Origin of the sequence: Pseudomonas sp. UBA4617 (assembly GCF_002386445.1) — a bacterium.
Taxonomy (GTDB): Bacteria; Pseudomonadota; Gammaproteobacteria; order Pseudomonadales; family Pseudomonadaceae; genus Aquipseudomonas.
This window is the reverse complement of the sequence record NZ_DGIR01000046.1, coordinates 48,008-66,490: the sequence shown is the minus strand read 5'-3', so window position 1 is coordinate 66,490 and position 18,483 is coordinate 48,008. Positions and strand designations below refer to the sequence as shown.

Here is an 18,483-nt window from a genome sequence, read left to right as displayed (position 1 = left end):
GGTGCGGTGCAGAGCCTGTGGAGAGGGTTTATCCGCGAAGCAGTCGCCAAGCCTTGCGTAATTTCAGCAAAGCCTCGGCAATCTCACCCTCCGGCACCGCCGCGAACCCGAGCACCAATCCTGCCCGCTTATCCACAGGCTCGGCGCTGTTCGCGAGCCAGAAATTACTCAGCGGGGTCATCTCCACCCCCACTCCCTCAGCCTTGGCCACCAGCTCTTGCTCCAGGACAAAGTTATCCACATTCACCTTGACGTGAAGCCCTGCCGCCACTTCCGGCATGCTGCCTAACCCCGGAATATCCACCGGCCAACCGGCCTTGAGCACGTTGCGTCGGCTCAAGGCCGCCTTGCGCATGCGCCGGATATGCCGCTGGAAGTGCCCCCGCGCCATGAATTCAGCCATCACGCACTGGCTACTGACTTCCGAGTGCCGCATCGCCAGCGCCCTACCCTGGCTGAACGCCTGCACCAGCGACGGCGGCAGCACCAGGTAGCCAAGGCGCAATGCCGGGAAAGCGATCTTGCCGAAGGTACCGACATACAGCACCCGCCCGGTGCGGTCGAGCGAGGCCAGCGGGGCCAAGGGCGCGCCGCTATAGCGATACTCTCCGTCATAATCGTCTTCGATGATCCAGCCGCCACTGCGCTCGGCCCAGGCCAGCAGTTCCAGGCGCCGCGCCAAGCTCATGGTCACCCCGGTCGGGTACTGGTGCGCCGGGGTGACGTAGGCAAGCCGGCAGTCCGTCAGTTGCCCGAGCCGCTGGCAATCCATGCCGTCCTCGTCCACCGGCACACCATGCAACCTGCCACCGGCCAGCGCGAAAGCATGCCCGGCCGCACGATAACCCGGGTTTTCCACAGCCACGCCATCTCCCGGCTGCAACAACAACTGTGCACAAAGGCTGATGGCCTGCTGCGCTCCACTGGTGATCACAATTTGTTCAGCGGCACAGCTGAGCCCACGCGAGCTACGCAGGTAGGCGGCGATCAGTTCGCGCAGCAGCGGCTCGCCAGCCGGGTCGCCGTAACCCAACTGCGCGGGGTCTGGATTACGCCAGAAGCCCGCCTGGAGCTTGGCCCAGACGTCGAAAGGGAACAAATCGAAAGCTGGAACGCCGAGCCGAAACGCTCGTGGTGCGCCTGTCCTCGGCCGCGACAAATGGTGGCTTTCGAGCCGCTGCAACGGTCCGCTGGAAAATACCTGGCTGTATATATCCTCAGTGCCGCATTCAGAAAATGTGGATAACTCTGTTGATAAACCACGGGATAACCCTGTGGGCAAGTGTGTGGATAGTTTTGGAAGCTGGGTGACATAAGTGCCGTCACCGACCCGGCTTTCGATGAAGCCCTCGGCATACAGTTGATCATAGGCCCGCACCACGCTGTTGCGTGACAGCGCCAGCATGCCAGCCAGGTCGCGGGTAGCAGGCAGCCGCGTGCCGCTGCGCAAACGCCCGTCCAGAATTCGTCCACGCAATGCCTGGTACAACTGCTGACTGAGCCCACGGCGTCGATCCAGCGCAATCCCGGCAGGGTCGAAAGGCAACACAAGGGACTGCTCGTTCATGACATTGGACCTATGAAAACAGTAGTCAATGGCTCTTACCCGGAACCAATAGCCTGCCTAGGATGGAACCATTGCACAAGGAAACCGGCATGTACAACAGCAAACCCCACCAGGAACACGACCTCGGTCGCCTGCACCAGCACATGCACGAAACCCGCCTGGCCGTATTGGTCAGCCACGGCGAGCACGGCCTGCTGGCGACTCACCTGCCGGTACTGATCGATACCAGCGAAGGCGAGTTCGGCACGGTCTATGCCCACCTGGCTCGGGCCAACCAGCAGTGGCAGGACCTGGCGCAAGGTGCCGAGGCCCTGCTGGTGTTTCCCGGTGCCGATGCCTATGTCAGCCCCAGCTATTATCCGAGCAAAGCTGACAACCCGAGGGTCGTGCCGACCTGGAACTACCTGGCCGTGCATGCCTATGGCACCGCCGAAGTGCTCCACGATGGTCCCGCGCTGCTGGCTATCGTAAGCAGCCTGACCGAACGTCACGAACAAGGCCGCAGCGAACCGTGGAAAGTCACTGACGCCCCGGCAGAGTATATCGATGGCATGCTCCGTGCGATTGTCGGCGTCCGCTTGCCCATCGCTCGCCTGCAAGGCGCGCGCAAGCTCAGCCAGAACCGCTCGGAGCAGGACATTGCCGGGGTGCGTGAAGGCCTGAACGCCAGCCCTGATTACCTGGATAACCAACTCGCGGCGCACATGCGCCCACTCTGAAGGAATAGCCCATGTCCAGCGTCACCCTGCGTCCTGTCACTGCCCAGGACCATGCTGCCTGGCTTGCCTTGTGGCAGGCCTATCTGCACTTCTATGAAACGGAACTGGCCGATGAGGTCAGCCTCAGTACCTGGCAACGCCTGCTCGACCCGAACGAACCGACTTGTTCAGCGCTGGCCTGGGTCGATGGCCAGGCAGTGGGCATGGTCAACTACATCTACCATCGCACCAACTGGAGTGTCGCGAACTCATGCTACCTGCAAGACCTGTACGTGGGCAGCAAGCAACGTGGCCTGGGCATCGGTCGCCAGCTGATCGAACACGTCTACGCAGCGGCCAAGGCCGCCGGCTGCAGCAAGGTCCACTGGCTGACCCACGAGACCAACGCCACCGCCATCAGCCTGTACCAGCAGGTTGCCGAGCGATCCGGCTTCATCCAGTTCCGCAAAGGGTTGTAAGCCAGCCATGACTGACACATTGAACTGGAAGCCCGCCGCCACGCCCAAGGCCGACGCCATCGATGGCCGTTTCATCCGCCTGGAAAAGCTCGACCCGGCGCGCCATGGCGATGATCTTTGGGAAGCGCTGCAAGGCCCGGCGGCTGACCGCGCATTGTGGGACTACCTGCCCTATGGCCCGTTTGCCGAACGTGGCGCCTTCGACCGTTGGCTGGAAGGCCATGCCGCCGGTCGCGACCCACTGTGCTACACGGTCATCGACCGCCTTGGTGGGCAGGCCCAGGGCATTCTCAGCCTGATGTCGATCGTGCCCGAGCATGGCCGCATCGAAATCGGCCACGTCGCCTTCGGCGCCGCCATGCAGCGCACCCCCAAGGGCACCGAGGCCGTGTACCTGCTGGGCAAGCTGGCCTTTGCACTGGGCAACCGCCGGCTGGAATGGAAGTGCAACAACGCCAACGCCCGTTCCAAGCGTGCGGCAGAGCGGTTTGGGTTTGTCTACGAAGGAGTGTTCCGCAAACATTTGGTGGTGAAGAACCACAACCGCGATACCGCCTGGTATTCGATTACCGATGACGAGTGGCCAACAGTCGCTGCCGGGTTCGAGCGCTGGTTGAGTGAGGAAAACCAGCAGCCGACAGGCCAGGTCGAGACCCTTGAGGCATGTCGCAAGAGCTGAGGGCGGTTTTGCAGCAGCCGGCCTCTTCCGGGTGAACCCGCTCCCAGAGAGGCCGGTCGAGCCCACACGAAAAAAAGGGGAGCATCCGCTCCCCAGAGGTTAACCGCTTGTAGATAAAGGCTTCAGCCTTCGATCTCGATCAGGATCTCGCCCGGCGTCACGCGGTCGCCCTTGGCCACGTGAATAGCCACGACCTTGCCAGCGATAGCCGCCTGCACTTCAGTTTCCATCTTCATGGCTTCGGTGATCAGCACGGCCTGGCCGACCTTGACCATGTCGCCTTCCTTGACCAGCACATCCACGATGTTGCCTGGCATGGTGGTGCTGACGTGGCCCGGAGCGCTGGCCTGCTTGCGCTTGCTGCTGCCGCTGCCGACGAATTCGTTGAGCGGCTCGAACACCACCTCTTCCGGCATGCCGTCGATCGACAGGTAGAAGTGACGCTTGCCTTCTGCCTTCACGCCTACCCCTGTGATGTCGACGCGGTAGGTTTCGCCGTGCACGTCGATGACGAACTCGGTCGGCACACCTTCGCCGCTATGAGACGCTACTGCACCCGCCTCGGGAATTGGCAGCAGAACTTCAGGCGTCAGGGTGCCAGCTTCGCGTTCCTCGAGGAACTTGCGGCCAATGTCCGGGAACATGGCAAAAGTCAGCACATCTTCTTCACAACGCGCCAGGGCACCGATGTCAGCACGCAGCTTGGCCATTTCCGGCTTCAGCAGGTCGGCCGGGCGTACGTCGATCACCTCCTCGCTGCCGATCGCCTGGCGACGCAGTTGTTCGTTGACCACACCCGGGGCCTTGCCATAGCCGCCTTGCAGGTACAGCTTCACCTCGTTGGTGATGGTCTTGTAACGCTCGCCAGCCAGCACGTTGAAGAACGCCTGGGTACCGACGATCTGCGAGGTCGGGGTCACCAGCGGCGGGAAGCCGAGGTCTTCACGCACACGCGGGATCTCTGCCAGCACTTCGTTCATGCGGTTGAGCGCGCCTTGCTCCTTGAGCTGGTTGGCCAGGTTGGAAATCATGCCGCCCGGTACCTGGTTGACCTGTACGCGGGTATCCACGGCGGTGAACTCGCTCTCGAACTGGTGGTACTTCTTGCGTACCGCGTAGAAGTACAGGCCGATTTCCTGCAGCAATTCCAGATCCAGGCCGGTGTCGAACTCGCTGCCCTTGAGCGCGGCAACCATCGACTCGGTGCCCGGGTGGCTGGTGCCCCAGGCAAAGCTGGAGATGGCGGTGTCGATGTGGTCGGCGCCGTTTTCCACGGCCTTCAGCTGACACATCGCGGCCAGGCCGGCAGTGTCGTGGGAGTGGATGAACACCGGCAGCGACTGCTCGGCCTTCAGCGCCTTGACCAGTTCGCCGGTGGCGTACGGGGTCAACAGGCCGGCCATGTCCTTGATCGCCACCGAGTCGCAACCCATGGCTTCCATCTGCTTGGCCTGGTTGACGAAGGCTTCGATGGTGTGCACCGGGCTGGTGGTGTAGGCGATGGTGCCTTGGGCGTGCTTGCCGGCAGCCTTGACCGCTTCGATGGCCACGCGCAGGTTACGTACGTCGTTCATGGCGTCGAAGATGCGGAACACGTCGATGCCGTTGACCGCGGCCTTGGCGACGAAGGTCTTGACCACATCGTCGCTGTAGTGGCGGTAGCCCAGCAGGTTCTGGCCGCGCAGCAGCATTTGCAGGCGCGTGTTGGGCAGCGCTGCACGCAGCTTGCGCAGGCGCTCCCACGGGTCTTCCTTGAGGAAGCGCACGCAGGCGTCGAAGGTGGCACCGCCCCAGACTTCCAGCGACCAGTAGCCGACCTTGTCGAGCTTGTCGCAGATCGGCAGCATGTCTTCGGTACGCATGCGGGTGGCCAGCAGGGACTGGTGGGCGTCGCGCAGGATCGTGTCGGTTACGTGAATTTTCTTGGACATTATGGGAGTTCCTCACAGGCCTGCGTGGGCGGCGATGGCGGCGGCGATGGCCAGGGCCAGCTCTTCGGGTTTGCGCTTGATCGAGTAGTTGGTCAGTTCGGGGTGGCTTTCGACGAAGCTGGTATTGAACTGGCCGCTACGGAATTCGGGATTGCGCAGGATTTCCTGATAGTACGCGGCGGTGGTCTTCACCCCTTGCACGCGCATGTCGTCCAAGGCCCGCAGCCCGCGGTCCATGGCTTCTTCCCAGGTCAATGCCCAGACCACCAGCTTCAGGCACATGGAGTCGTAGAACGGTGGAATGGTGTAGCCGGTATAGATCGCCGTGTCGGTACGCACGCCAGGACCACCGGGGGCGTAGTAACGGGTGATCTTGCCGAAGCTGGGCAGGAAGTTGTTTTTCGGGTCTTCGGCGTTGATCCGGAACTGCAGCGCATAGCCGCGGTGCTGGATGTCTTCCTGCTTGACCGACAGCGGCAGGCCCGAGGCAATGCGGATCTGCTCACGGACGATATCGATACCGGTGATTTCCTCGGTGATGGTGTGCTCCACCTGCACCCGGGTGTTCATTTCCATGAAGTACACCTCGCCATCGGCGAGCAGGAACTCCACGGTACCAGCGTTCTCGTAGTTCACCGCCTTGGCGGCACGTACCGCGAGATCACCGATGTAGGCACGCTGCTCGGGGGTGAGCTGCGGGCTTGGAGCGATTTCGATGAGCTTCTGGTTACGGCGCTGGATCGAGCAGTCGCGCTCGAACAGGTGCACCACGTTGCCGAAGCTGTCACCGAGGATCTGCGCCTCGATGTGCTTGGGGTTGACGATGCACTTTTCCAGGAATACTTCAGCCGAGCCAAAGGCCTTGGTGGCCTCGGAGATGACGCGGGGGAAGTTCTGTTCCAGTTCTTCGCGGCTGTTGCAACGGCGGATACCACGCCCACCACCGCCAGAGGTAGCCTTGAGCATGACCGGGTAACCGATGCGGTCACCTTCGCTCAAGGCTTCATGAATGTCGGCAACGTTACCTTCGGTGCCCGGCGTCACCGGCACACCGGCAGCGATCATGGTACGGCGTGCTTCGGTCTTGTCGCCCATGCGGCGAATGACATCGGCGGCCGGGCCAATGAACTTGATCCCGCGTTCAGCGCAGATCTCTGCCAGCTCGGCGTTTTCCGACAGGAAACCGTAGCCCGGGTGCAAGGCATCACAGCCGGTTTCCACAGCCAGGTTGACCAGCTTGCGCGGGTTCAGGTAGCCGGCCAGCGGCTCGGCACCGATGCTGTGGGCTTCGTCGGCGCGCTTGACGTGCAACGCATGCCGGTCGGCGTCGGAATAGATCGCCACCGAGCGAATGCCCATCTCGGCGCAGGCGCGCACGATCCGAACTGCAATTTCACCTCGGTTGGCGATCAGGATTTTTTTTATCACTGGAGTCTTCCCAAAGCCGTAGGAACAGTCGAGCCGGTTCTACCGGTCGGCGCGTGACCAGGCGTAGCTGGCCAGTCGCACATTCACCCTAGCGCTGTAGGTTGATAAACAAAAATCAATATTTGTTAGAGGCTGTATAAGCAAAAGCTTATAGTGCGGTAACAAGGTTTTGCCAAAGGGCCGAAGAAAATGCGTAAGTCATTGATGCGTATGACGTTACGTCAACTGCAGATCTTCAACGAGGTGTGCGATTTGCGCTCGTACAGCCGCGCTGCGGAAGAGATGGCGCTGACACAACCCGCCGTTAGTCTGCAGATCCGCCAGCTGGAAGAGCTGATCGGTCAGCCACTGTTCGAGTACGTGGGCAAGAAGCTCTACCTGACCGAAGCTGCCGAAGCCCTGCAACGCGCCAGCCGCGATATCTTCGGCCGCCTGGAGAGCCTGGACATGCAATTGTCGGACATGCAGGGCTCACTCCAGGGGCAGCTGAAGCTGGCGATCGAGTCCAGTGCCAAGTATTTCGTGCCACACCTGTTCGCCGCCTTCAAGCAGCGCCACCCGGAGGTCAACCTGACCCTGACGGTGGTCAACCGGGCCCAGGCCATCCGCCGCCTTTCGGACAACCGCGACGACCTGATCATCATGTCCATGGTGCCACAGGACATGGGCCTGGAGTTTCTGCCGTTCCTCAACAACCCGATCATCGCGGTGGCCCCGCCCGAACACCCGTTGTGCAAGCTGGAACAGCTACGCCTGCAGGACCTTGAGCCTCATACCCTGCTGGTTCGGGAACAAGGTTCAGGTACGCGCAAAGCTTGCGAGGAGTACTTCAAGGACAAGCGCGTGCACTTTACCCAGACCCTGGAAGTTGCCTCGGCCGATGCCCAGCGTGAATGCGTGATCGCAGGCCTGGGTATTGCCCTGCTCACCCGCCACGCAGTCAACCTTGAACTGGCTACCGGTGTGTTGCAGGAGCTGCCGGTGGAGGAGCTGCCGCTGTACCGCAGCTGGTGCGTGGTGCAGTCCAAGGCCAAACGGCAGTCACCGGTCGCCTTGGCATTCCTGGCGTTCATCCGCGGCGAACGTGCGCTGATCAGCGGCCTGGTTGAGCGCTTTTCGGGGAAGTTGCCGCAGACGCCTGCCACACCGTGAGGTCCTGCAACTCGGGGTAGTCCACGAGGTCGCGCAGCAGTTGACGTTGGTCGCAATAGCTTTCGATCGCGCGACGGTATTCCATGCGGCGCTGATCCTTTTCCTGCTGCTTGCGAGCCTTGGCGCTGGGTTGGTAAGTACCGTCGTAGTCACGAGCCATTGCCTGTCTCCCAGATAGGATGCGAGGACTTCAGACTGGCCTTGGTGGTTTACGGTTTAGCGTTGAAACGGTGACAAAATGGTGAATTTGCCCAGCCTGTACCGGCCTCTCACGGGCTTGACCGCGAAGAGGCCGGTACAGGAAGTATTCAGTCGTCGGTAGCCTTGATCGACTTGGGCGACAGACGCAGGCTGCGCAAGCTGCGCTTCACGCTCTTCAGGTGGTTGACCAGGCTCGGCCCGCGCGCCATGGCCACGCCCATGGCCAACACGTCGATCACCACAAGGTGGGCGATACGCGAGGTCAGCGGCGTGTAGATTTCTGTGTCTTCATGCACGTCGATCGCCAGGTTGACCGTTGACAGCTCGGCCAGTGGCGTCTGGCTGGGGCACAGGGTGATCAGGTTGGCGCCGCTCTCGCGCACCAGATTGGCGGTAATCAGCAGGTCCTTGGAGCGGCCCGACTGGGAAATGCACACCGCCACATCACCTGGCTTGAGGGTCACCGCCGACATCGCCTGCATGTGCGGGTCGGAATAGGCTGCCGCGCTGAGCAGCAGGCGGAAGAACTTGTGCTGGGCATCGGCCGCCACCGCGCCGGAAGCGCCAAAGCCATAGAACTCCACACGCTGCGCCTGTGCCATTGCGGTTACTGCCCGCTGCAGCGCCTGGGGGTCGAGGTGCTCACGCACTTCCATCAAGGTATGCAAGGTGGTGTCGAAGATCTTCAGGCTGTAGTCGGCTACCGAGTCGTCTTCATGGATGGCGAACTGACCGAAACTGGCCCCGGCGGCCAGGCTTTGTGCCAGTTTCAGTTTCAGGTCCTGGAAACCCGAGCAACCGATGGCGCGGCAGAAGCGCACGATGGTCGGTTCACTGATCCCTACGCTGTGCGCCAGGTCGGCCATGGAGCTGTGCATGACCGCAGCCGGGTCGAGTAGCACATGGTCGGCTACCTTGAGTTCCGATTTGCGCAGCAGGTGGCGCGATTGGGCGATATGTTGCAACAGATTCACAGGCTGGACTCGGTTATGATCGGCTGGCCGGGTTGTAGCTTTCTTGTAGTTATACTACATGGACGCCAACCCGCCCAGTTAAACGAACGTGGAGAGTGGTGGTTTGACTATTCCTTGCGACATTCTGGTTTTCGGCGGCACTGGCGATCTGGCCCTGCACAAATTGCTTCCGGCGCTCTACCACCTGTTTCGCGAGGCCCGTCTGAACAATGCCGTGCGGATCATCGCGCTGGCGCGACGCAATTTGCCACGTAACGAATATCTCAAGCTCGTCGAGCGTCATTGCCGGGCACAGATTGCCCGCAACGACTTCGATGAAGATGTCTGGCGACGGTTTTCCGCGCGGGTCGACTATTTTCCCATGGACGCTTCGCAAAGCGCCGATTTCGGCCGCCTGGCGCGCTACCTGGGTGAGCCCGGCGGCTTGACGCGGATTTTCTACCTGGCCACTGCTCCCAACCTGTTCGTGCCCATCGCCAATCACCTGCGTAACGCAGGCCTGGTCGACACCGAAGCACGCATCGTGCTGGAAAAGCCCATCGGCCACTCGCTGCAATCAGCCACCGCCATCAACGAAGCAATTGGCGCGGTGCTGGAGGAAAACCAGGTATTTCGCATCGATCATTACCTGGGCAAGGAAACCGTGCAGAACCTGATGGCCTTGCGCTTTGCCAATGCACTGCTGGAACCCGTGTGGCGCAATAGCCAGGTCGACCACGTGCAGATCAGCGTTTGCGAGACCTTGGGGGTAGAGAACCGCGGTGCCTACTATGACCGCGCCGGAGCGATCCGCGACATGTTGCAGAACCATCTGCTGCAGTTGCTGTGTCTGGTGGCCATGGAGCCACCCGCGCAGTTCGAGGCTGAAGCGGTGCGTGACGAAAAGGTGAAGATCCTTCGCGCTCTCAAGCCCATCACCGGCCAGGACGTGCAAGACAAGACCGTACGCGGCCAATATGGCGCCGGGCGCATCGGCGGCCAGGAAGTACCGGCCTATTATTTCGAAAAGGATGTCGACAACGACAGCGATACCGAAACCTTTGTCGCTATCGAGGCGCACATCGACAATTGGCGTTGGGCAGGTGTGCCCTTCTACCTGCGCACCGGCAAACGCATGGCACGACGCTCGTCGCAGATCGTGATCCAGTTCAAGCCAGTGCCACACGAGCTGTTCATGGGTGGCCAGGTCAACCAGTTGCTGATCCAGTTGCAACCGGACGAACGCATCAGCCTGCGCATGATGACCAAGAGCCCCGGCAAGGGCATGCGCCTGGAACCTGTGGACCTGGATCTGAACCTGGCCCAGGTATTCAGCCAGACCCGCCGCTGGGAGGCCTACGAGCGCCTGCTGCTGGATGTGCTGGAGGGCGACTCGACACTGTTCATGCGCCGCGACGAAGTGGAAGCGGCCTGGGCGTGGATCGACCCGATCATCAAGGGTTGCGAAGAACACTTCCAGGCGCCGCGACCGTACCCGGCAGGCACTAACGGGCCGGAGCAGGCCAACAGCCTGCTTGCCAGGCAGGGCAGGCATTGGCATAGCTGAAGCCTTGCCCGGCTCCTGTGGAGAAAGGAAGGGATGACAGTGGCGCCGACGCTACTTTCAACCCACTACAGGAGCAGACAATGTCCAATATCGCCAACCTCGTCGCAATCAATGACACCGTCAACGGCGAGCAGGTCTTCAGCGTCCATGGCACCGTTATGGTCGCCTCCCCGGCTATCGAGCCGGTGCTGGTCGAACCCAGGATACGCCACCGGGGTGGCTGGGAGGTGCTGGAGCTTCAGCTGCTGGACAGCGGCGCGATTGCCCCGCAAGTGCTGACAGAAAAAACCGTGACGTTCGAACGCGCGGGTGGCACCCGCTGGAAAATGCTGGAAATCACTCACGCCGGTTCCCAGCAGCGCTGTGAAATACGCACCCTTGAGATGAACGACTGAACCCTGGTTGAGCGCGCCGCCCGAGTGGCGGCCTGGCGCCTGCCATCAGGTCGATGAACGGCCGCTGGCAAGGTGAATATTTATACAGTAGAGGTTTGCCCGTTCCCGTGCCGCGCCCTAGAATGGCCCGATGCACACAGACGACCTCTCCCTCCTGCTGAATTCCCTCAACGATGCCCAACGCCAGGCCGTAGCGGCCACGCTCGGGCGTCAACTGGTGCTTGCCGGCGCCGGTTCCGGTAAAACCCGCGTGCTGGTGCACCGCATCGCCTGGCTGATCCAGGTGGAGCAGGCATCGCCGCACTCGATCCTGTCGGTGACCTTCACCAACAAGGCTGCGGCGGAAATGCGCCAGCGGATCGAGCAACTGCTGGGGATCAACCCGGCAGGCATGTGGGTCGGCACCTTCCACGGCCTGGCCCACCGCCTGTTGCGGGCACATTGGCAGGAGGCGCGGCTGGTACAGAATTTCCAGATCCTCGACAGCGACGACCAGCAGCGCCTGATCAAGCGAGTGATGCGCGAGCTGGGTCTGGATGAACAGAAATGGCCGGCACGCCAGGCCCAGTGGTTTATCAACGGGCAGAAGGACGAGGGTCTTCGACCACAGCATATCCAGGCCGGCGGCGACCTGTTCCTGTCGACCATGCGCGACGTCTACAGCGCCTACGAACTGGCCTGCGAGCGCGCCGGGGTCATCGACTTCTCCGAGCTGCTGCTGCGCGCCCTGGACCTGTGGCGTGACCACCCTGGCCTGCTGGAACATTACCAGCGGCGCTTCCGCCACGTGCTGGTGGATGAGTTCCAGGACACCAACGCCGTGCAGTATGCCTGGCTGCGCCTGTTGGCGCGCGGTGGTGACAGCCTGATGGCAGTCGGCGATGACGACCAGTCGATCTACGGCTGGCGCGGGGCCAAGATCGAGAACATTCATCAATACACTGCCGACTTCCCTGACGCCGAAATGATCCGCCTGGAGCAGAACTACCGCTCCACCGGCGGCATCCTCAAGGCCGCCAACGCGCTGATTGCCAACAACAGCGGGCGCCTGGGCAAGGAACTGTGGACCGACATGGGCGAAGGCGAACCGCTGACCCTGTACGCGGCCTACAACGAGCACGACGAGGCGCGCTACGTGGTGGAAACCATCGAGAGCCTGGTCAAGCAGGGCAATGCGCGCAACGAAATTGCCATTCTGTACCGCTCCAACGCCCAGTCGCGGGTGCTGGAAGAAGCCTTGCTGCGCGAGCGTATCCCCTACCGCATCTACGGTGGCCAACGCTTCTTCGAGCGCGCCGAGATCAAGAACGCCATGGCCTACCTGCGCCTGATCGAAGGCCGTGGCAACGATGCCGCCCTTGAACGGGTGATCAATGTACCGCCACGCGGGATTGGCGAGAAAACCGTCGAAGCCATCCGCGAGCATGCCCGCCACGCCCAGCTGTCGATGTGGGAGGCCATGTGCCAACTGCTGGCAGCGAAGGCGCTGAAAGGCCGCGCGGCCAGTGCCCTGGGTGCGTTCATCGAGTTGATCGAGGGGTTGGCGGCCAAGGTTGTGGACATGCCGCTGCATACCATGACCCAGACCACCATCGAGCAGTCCGGGCTGATCATCTACCACCAGGAGGAAAAAGGTGAGAAGGGCCAGGCACGGGTAGAAAACCTTGAAGAACTGGTCAGCGCGGCGCGCAACTTCGAGTCCACCGAAGAAGACGCCGACCTCTCGCCATTGTCTGCATTCCTCGGCCACGCCTCGCTCGAGGCTGGCGATGCCCAGGCCGACGAGCACGAAGACAGCATCCAGCTGATGACCTTGCACAGCGCCAAGGGCCTGGAGTTCCCCTATGTATTCCTGGTGGGCATGGAAGAAGGCCTGTTCCCGCACAAGATGAGCCTGGAAGAGCCCGGCCGTCTGGAAGAGGAACGCCGCCTGGCCTACGTCGGCATCACCCGTGCCATGCGCCAGCTGGTCATGACCTATGCCGAAACGCGCCGGCTGTATGGCAGCGAAACCTACAACAAGGTGTCACGATTCGTACGTGAAATTCCGACGGGTCTGGTTCAGGAAGTGCGCCTGTCCAACAGTGTCAGCCGCCCGTTCGGCGGGGCCAAGGCTACTACCAACAGCAACCTGTTCGCCAATGCCAGCATCCCGCAGACAACATTCAACCTGGGCCAACGCGTGCAGCATGCGGTGTTTGGCGAAGGCGTGATCCTGAATTTCGAAGGCTCCGGCGCACAGGCACGGGTGCAGGTGAATTTCGCCGAAGGCAGCAAGTGGCTGATGCTGGGCTATGCCAAGCTCGAAGCCATCTGAAACCTGCGCCGGCCCTTGTAGGAGCGGCCAGCGCTGCCAGCTTGGTAATAGTCAGGCAAAAGCTAGAAACATTATGTCGCTGGTCATGTGCTCGGGAACCTGTGCACCATGACGCGCGTGCAATCCACAACAGGGGATATCCCATTTATGCAACGTTTTCTTAGCATCGCTCTGGCGCTCTGCGTCGGCCTGACGCTGAGCCTGGATGCCAACGCCAAGCGTTTCGGCGGCGGCAAGAGCTCGGGCTCCGCGCCTATCCACCAGACCCGTCAAGCCACGCCAACCACGCCAACTGCGCCTGCTGCCGCGCCGACCGCACCTGGCCGCGCCGCACCGGCCGCCAGCGGTGCTTCGCGCTGGCTGGGCCCACTGGCCGGCCTCGCCGCCGGTGGTCTGCTGGCCTCCATGTTCATGGGCGACGGTTTCGAAGGTTTCCAGATCCTGGACTTCCTGATCGTGGCGCTCATCGCCTTCCTGGTATTCCGCTTCATCGCCGCGCGCCGCCGTCAACAGCAGCCGCAAATGGCCATGCCAGGCCACGCACCAATGCAGCGTGAGGTCCACGCCCAACCTGCCCAGCCTTCGATCTTCGGTGGTTCGGCCGCACCTGCAGCCGCAGCTGCGCCGGTCATCAACGCTCCGGCGTGGTTCAACGAGCAAAGCTTCCTGGCCGCCGCCCGCAACCACTTCCAGGCGCTGCAGCAACACTGGGACGCCAACGAAATGGACAAGATCGCCGAGTTCGTTACCCCGCAAATGCTCGAATTCCTCAAGCGCGAGCGGGCTGACCTGGGTGACGGTTTCCAGTCCACCTACATCGAAAACCTCGATGTGCAACTGGACGGCGTCGACGACCGTGCCGACCGCACCGACGCTACCTTGACCTTCCGTGGCGTGTCGAAGACCTCGCGCTTCGACCAGGGCGAGGTGTTCAGCGAAAGCTGGCACATGGTCCGCGCCCAGGGCGAAAACCAGCCTTGGCTGGTGGCCGGTATCCGTCAAAACGGCTAACTGCTGCATGCTGTACCAAAACCCCGGGCTTCCCCGGGGTTTTTGCTTTTGCCAGACTGGGCTACTAGGGTATAACGCGCAGCGTTGTCATCTAGGTCAGAGGAAGTGAACCGTGGAAGAAGTGATCGAACAACTCCGTGAAGCCAATGAGCCAGTGCCGGTGCCACTTGAGCTTCCCGACGAGGACCTGCTGGTCGAAATCGAAGAAGAGCTGTTCATCAACATTCCGTTCGTGTTCAAGGAGTTTCTGCTGACCGTCAGCGATGTGGTGTACGGCTCGCTGGAGCCGGTGACCGTCACCGACCCGCAGTCGCATACCTACCTGCCGGATGTTGCCGCCAATGCCTGGGATGCCGGCGTGCCACGCGACCTTATCCCACTGTGCCAGGACGGCGATAATTACTACTGCGTCGAAGAAGACGGCACCGTGGTGCTGTGGGACGCAGAAGAGGAGATGGTCGGCGAGGACAGCTGGGAGTCGGTGTGGCACTGGGCGCGGGATGTCTGGCTGGAAAGCTGACCACCAGCGCTTCGGCAAATTAGTAGCCCAGTGCCATTAATGCAGTTAACATCGCCAGGCTTCCTGCGCCTGGCGACATCGCTACCGCTCCATCCCCTCGGACGACGGTGAAATCTGGCGCAGAAAGCGTTGCCGGTTCAATGCGAATTCTCGTGGCTATTCTCCAGCGTCTCCAGCAAGGCAATCTGCATCCGGGTGTGCACCCGGATAAACCATCGCCACAGCAACGCCACCACTGACGCCGCCACTACGGCAATTACCAGCAGCAGTTCGCTGGTCGGCAGAATGCTTGCCGACAGCGCTGACAACAGCAGGAAGATAACCAGCAGCGACAGCAGCGGAATCACCTCGGCAACCACACGGCGCACGCGCTGGGTATGCCGCCCGGCCATCTCTGGTTTTACACTCATCTCCGCCAGCACCATCGATAGCGCTTTGAGCTTGCGATAGGCAGCAATCAGGAACGGCAGCGACAGCAGCAAGGCTGCGCCCCAGATCAATGCCTTCTGCTGGCTGGCATCGCTGACCCACTCACTGAGCCAGTCACCGATATGCCCAGCGAAATAGCCACCACTGAAAAATATCGCGATCACCAGCGCCAGGTTGACCGCCACCTGCAACAGGATGCGCCGGATCATTGCCGCCAGCATGGCGCCTTCCCCCTGGGGCTGGATGCTGCGCAACCATTCGCCGTACAACGACAGCACCCGCGCCAGTCGGCTGGGCACGGCCTTGCCGAGCTTGTGCGACAGCGGGTCGGCCGCGCGGATCAGGTACGGTGTCAACAGCGTGGTAATTGCCGATACAGCCACAGCCACCGGGTAGAGGAAGTCGCTGGTCACCTGCAATGTCATGCCAAGTGCGGCGATGATGAAGGAAAATTCGCCAATCTGCGAAAGCCCCATGCCGACCCGCAGTGACGTGCGCCCGTCATTTCCGGCGATGAATGCGCCCATGCCACACGACAGCATCTTGCCCAGGACCACCGCCAGGGTAATCACCACGATCGGCCATGCGTAGTCCACGAGCACCTGGGGGTCGATCATCAGGCCGATGGCGACGAAGAAAATGGCGCTGAACAGGTCGCGCACCGGTTCGATCAAGCGCTCGATCTTCAGCAACTGGCGCGACTCCGCCATTATCGCGCCAATCAGGAAGGCGCCCAGCACCATGCTGTATTCGAGCTTCACCACCAGCAGACAGAAGCCGAAGCACAGGCCTAGCACGGTAATAAGCAACATCTCGTCGCTCTCGAACCTGGCCACATAGGCCAGCAGCCGCGGCACCAACAGGATGCCGATGACCAGCGCGACGATCATGAACAGCGACAGCTTGCCAACGGTGGAGAAAACCTCGCCCGAACTGACCGTACCGCTGACGGCGATACCGGACAGCAGGGCAATGATGCCGATGCCGAGAATATCCTCGACGATCAGTACACCGAAGATTAGCTGGGCGAAGCGCTCGTTCTTCATCTTCAGGTCGTTCAGTGCCTTGACGATGATGGTGGTCGAAGAAATCGCCAAAATGGCACCGAGGAACAACGAGTCCATGGTGGTCCAGCCAAACCAGCGGCCAATCTCGAAACCGATCCAGATCATCAGCACGATTTCCAGAAACGCCGCGATGAAGGCAGTGGCACCGACCTTGAACAGCTTGCGCAAACTGAATTCCAGCCCCAGGCAGAACATCAGGAAGATCACACCCAGTTCGGCAAGCGTCTTGATGGTGTCTTCATCGTGTATCAGGCCAAACGGCGGCGTGTGCGGGCCAATGATGAAGCCGGCGACGATATAGCCCAGCACGACGGGTTGCCTGAATCGATGAAAAAGAATGGTGACCATGCCAGCGACCAGCATGATCACAGCCAGGTCCTGGATGAAGCTGATGGCATGCATGGCGCGATCCTTCTTCTCGTCTGTTTTTCCCCATGTTGCATGGGCTTCGTCAGGTTAACATCGCACCCTGCCGCAAAAAGGCGATGCAATATGAAGAAACAGATCGGCAGGAAAGGCGCCGCCAGTGGCATGATCAGCGTGACGATGGAACGTCAGCCAACGTCCCGTATCAGGAAGGTCAATTCCAAGAGGGGAAACAGAAGTGTCTTCAGATGATCATCCCCAACGACCCCATTCGCCCGATTCAGCGCAACCTCACCGTGAGCACACTATGGAACCTGGAAACGCCCAGCTGAGCATGACCGTCCTGATGACCCCGGATATGGCCAACTTTTCTGGCAACGTACATGGCGGCACCCTGCTCAAGTACCTCGACGAAGTGGCCTACGCGTGCGCAAGCCGCTATGCCGGCAGCTATGTGGTTACCCTCTCGGTCGACCAGGTGATTTTCCGCGAGCCGGTACACGTGGGGGAACTGGTGACCTTCCTGGCGTCGGTCAACTACACCGGCAACACCTCGATGGAGGTGGGCATCAAGGTGGTCACCGAGAATATCCGCGAACGCTCGGTGCGCCATTCCAACAGCTGCTTCTTCACCATGGTCGCAGTCGACGACAACCGTCGCCCGGTACCGGTGCCACCCCGCCAGCCGCAGAGCAGCGAGGAAAAGCGTCGCTTCCTGCAGGGCCAGCAACGCCGGCAGATCCGCCAGGAACTGGAAAAGCGCTATCAGGACCTGAAAACCGACGCCATCTAAAGCGCCAGCGGCTGTGCCTCGAAGCGCACCCGTGGGTGCGCGATGCGGTCCTGGGCCCGCACCAGCTGCAATTCGTAGCTGGCGCAGGCCTGGGTTTCCAGCAGCACTTCGTGCACGGCGGCAGCGGTGTATTCGAACGCCTGTACCCAACTGTCACCGAGCAGCACGCGTGCCAGGAACAGGCCTGATGTCAGGTCCCCGACGCCCACCGGCTGCCGCGGGAACGCCAACAGCGGGCGGCGCAGGTGCCAACTGTGCTCGGCAGTCACCAGCAGCATTTCGAACTGATCCTCGGCACGCCCGGGGTAGGCCAGGTGCTTGACCAGCACCACCTGCGGCCCGCGCTGCAGCAGGCTGCGCGCCATGCGCAGACAGTCATCCAGTGACTGCGCACGGTGCCCGCAGAAACTGTCCAGTTCCAGCTGGTTGGGGCACAGTATGTCAGCTGTGGCGACCGCCTCGGCGAGCAGGAACTCGCTGACTTCCGCCGGCACGATACAGCCCTTTTCCGGGTGCCCCATGACCGGGTCGCACAAGTACAGAGCCTTTGGGTTCACCGCCTTGATCCGCGCGACACCAGCCAGAATCGCCCGGCCTTGCTCGGCACTGCCCAGATACCCTGACAGCACCGCATCGCAGTGGCCCAGCTCGCCAATGTTGGAAATGCCTTCCACCAACGCAGGAATTTGCGCCGGAGCAAGCACTTCACCTGCCCACTGGCCATACTGTGTGTGATTGGAAAATTGCACCGTATTGAGCGGCCAGACATTGACCCCGATACGCTGCATGGGAAACACCGCCGCGCTGTTTCCGGCGTGGCCGAATACCACGTGGGACTGGGTGGCGAGCAGGTGTGGGGTACGTTTCATGCGGAAGATTTCCAAAGCTGTTTCAAGGAATTGTGCGCAGCGCAGTATGGACTCGATTGCC

Annotated in this window: 17 protein-coding genes; 10 read left to right on the top strand and 7 right to left on the bottom strand. The window is 61.4% G+C overall.

Annotation, left to right across the window (positions count from 1 at the left end; translation table 11 throughout):
• Nucleotides 1-28: 28 nt before the first annotated feature.
• On the bottom strand, nt 29-1,567 hold the full coding sequence (locus B4L76_RS20435) for a PLP-dependent aminotransferase family protein (protein ID WP_296234970.1): 1,539 nt from the start codon (nt 1,565-1,567) through the stop codon (nt 29-31).
• Nucleotides 1,568-1,656: 89 nt separating this feature from the next.
• On the opposite strand from B4L76_RS20435, the gene B4L76_RS20430 reads away from it, so the two are divergent.
• From B4L76_RS20430 to B4L76_RS20420, 3 genes are read left to right on the top strand one after another with little or no spacing between them, the layout of a single operon-like run.
• Nucleotides 1,657-2,286 (top strand): FMN-binding negative transcriptional regulator, encoded by a 630-nt coding sequence (locus B4L76_RS20430; protein ID WP_296234969.1) that lies wholly within the window; start codon nt 1,657-1,659, stop codon nt 2,284-2,286.
• 11 nt (nt 2,287-2,297) lie between these two features.
• A complete protein-coding gene (locus B4L76_RS20425; RefSeq protein WP_296234968.1) occupies nt 2,298-2,744 on the top strand; it encodes a GNAT family N-acetyltransferase in 447 nt (148 codons plus the stop codon).
• A gap of 7 nt (nt 2,745-2,751) precedes the next feature.
• Nucleotides 2,752-3,423, top strand: a complete 672-nt coding sequence (locus B4L76_RS20420; RefSeq protein ID WP_296234967.1) for a GNAT family N-acetyltransferase — start codon at nt 2,752-2,754, stop codon at nt 3,421-3,423.
• A 122-nt stretch (nt 3,424-3,545) separates the two neighbouring features.
• Here B4L76_RS20420 and oadA read toward each other — a convergent pair whose 3' ends face one another.
• Together oadA and B4L76_RS20410 are read right to left on the bottom strand one after the other, a co-directional pair.
• Nucleotides 3,546-5,354: a sodium-extruding oxaloacetate decarboxylase subunit alpha gene (gene oadA, locus B4L76_RS20415; protein WP_296234966.1), complete on the bottom strand. Its 1,809-nt coding sequence runs from the start codon at nt 5,352-5,354 to the stop codon at nt 3,546-3,548.
• A 12-nt stretch (nt 5,355-5,366) separates the two neighbouring features.
• Nucleotides 5,367-6,782 carry an acetyl-CoA carboxylase biotin carboxylase subunit gene (locus B4L76_RS20410; protein ID WP_016712746.1) on the bottom strand — a complete coding sequence of 472 codons (1,416 nt, stop codon included), beginning with the start codon at nt 6,780-6,782 and terminating at the stop codon, nt 5,367-5,369.
• Between the two features lie 189 nt (nt 6,783-6,971).
• Here B4L76_RS20410 and B4L76_RS20405 point away from each other — a divergent pair, with 189 nt between their 5' ends.
• Nucleotides 6,972-7,934, top strand: a complete 963-nt coding sequence (locus B4L76_RS20405; RefSeq protein ID WP_296234965.1) for a LysR family transcriptional regulator — start codon at nt 6,972-6,974, stop codon at nt 7,932-7,934.
• Here B4L76_RS20405 and B4L76_RS20400 read toward each other — a convergent pair.
• Both B4L76_RS20400 and hexR read right to left on the bottom strand, forming a co-directional pair.
• Complete coding sequence (locus B4L76_RS20400; protein WP_296234964.1) at nt 7,876-8,094, bottom strand: PA3496 family putative envelope integrity protein; 219 nt, start codon at nt 8,092-8,094, stop codon at nt 7,876-7,878. The genes B4L76_RS20405 and B4L76_RS20400 overlap by 59 nt on opposite strands.
• A 148-nt stretch (nt 8,095-8,242) precedes the next feature.
• Nucleotides 8,243-9,109: a transcriptional regulator HexR gene (gene hexR, locus B4L76_RS20395; RefSeq protein WP_296234963.1), complete on the bottom strand. Its 867-nt coding sequence runs from the start codon at nt 9,107-9,109 to the stop codon at nt 8,243-8,245.
• Between the two features lie 103 nt (nt 9,110-9,212).
• Between hexR and zwf the strand changes: the two genes are divergently transcribed.
• The 5 genes from zwf (at nt 9,213) to B4L76_RS20370 (ending at nt 14,898) form a co-directional block, all read left to right on the top strand.
• Complete coding sequence (gene zwf, locus B4L76_RS20390; RefSeq protein WP_296234962.1) at nt 9,213-10,655, top strand: glucose-6-phosphate dehydrogenase; 1,443 nt, start codon at nt 9,213-9,215, stop codon at nt 10,653-10,655.
• Between the two features lie 80 nt (nt 10,656-10,735).
• A complete protein-coding gene (locus B4L76_RS20385) occupies nt 10,736-11,050 on the top strand; it encodes a hypothetical protein (protein ID WP_296234961.1) in 315 nt (104 codons plus the stop codon).
• 130 nt (nt 11,051-11,180) lie between these two features.
• On the top strand, nt 11,181-13,367 hold the full coding sequence (gene uvrD / locus B4L76_RS20380; protein ID WP_296234960.1) for a DNA helicase II: 2,187 nt from the start codon (nt 11,181-11,183) through the stop codon (nt 13,365-13,367).
• Between the two features lie 147 nt (nt 13,368-13,514).
• Nucleotides 13,515-14,378, top strand: a complete 864-nt coding sequence (locus B4L76_RS20375) for a Tim44 domain-containing protein (protein ID WP_296234959.1) — start codon at nt 13,515-13,517, stop codon at nt 14,376-14,378.
• A gap of 112 nt (nt 14,379-14,490) precedes the next feature.
• Complete coding sequence (locus B4L76_RS20370; protein ID WP_296234958.1) at nt 14,491-14,898, top strand: SMI1/KNR4 family protein; 408 nt, start codon at nt 14,491-14,493, stop codon at nt 14,896-14,898.
• A gap of 137 nt (nt 14,899-15,035) precedes the next feature.
• Here the strand turns inward: B4L76_RS20370 and B4L76_RS20365 are convergent, their stop codons facing one another.
• The gene (locus tag B4L76_RS20365) at nt 15,036-16,796 is read right to left on the bottom strand and encodes a cation:proton antiporter (RefSeq protein ID WP_296234957.1); all 1,761 of its coding nucleotides are present in this window, start codon (nt 16,794-16,796) and stop codon (nt 15,036-15,038) included.
• A 271-nt stretch (nt 16,797-17,067) separates the two neighbouring features.
• Here B4L76_RS20365 and B4L76_RS20360 point away from each other — a divergent pair, with 271 nt between their 5' ends.
• Nucleotides 17,068-17,553: an acyl-CoA thioesterase gene (locus B4L76_RS20360; RefSeq protein ID WP_009683536.1), complete on the top strand. Its 486-nt coding sequence runs from the start codon at nt 17,068-17,070 to the stop codon at nt 17,551-17,553.
• Here B4L76_RS20360 and pdxY read toward each other — a convergent pair.
• Nucleotides 17,550-18,422, bottom strand: coding sequence for a pyridoxal kinase PdxY (gene pdxY / locus B4L76_RS20355; RefSeq protein WP_296234956.1), 873 nt, complete (start codon nt 18,420-18,422; stop codon nt 17,550-17,552). The two genes, B4L76_RS20360 and pdxY, sit on opposite strands and share 4 nt — an antisense overlap.
• Nucleotides 18,423-18,483 lie beyond the last annotated feature (61 nt).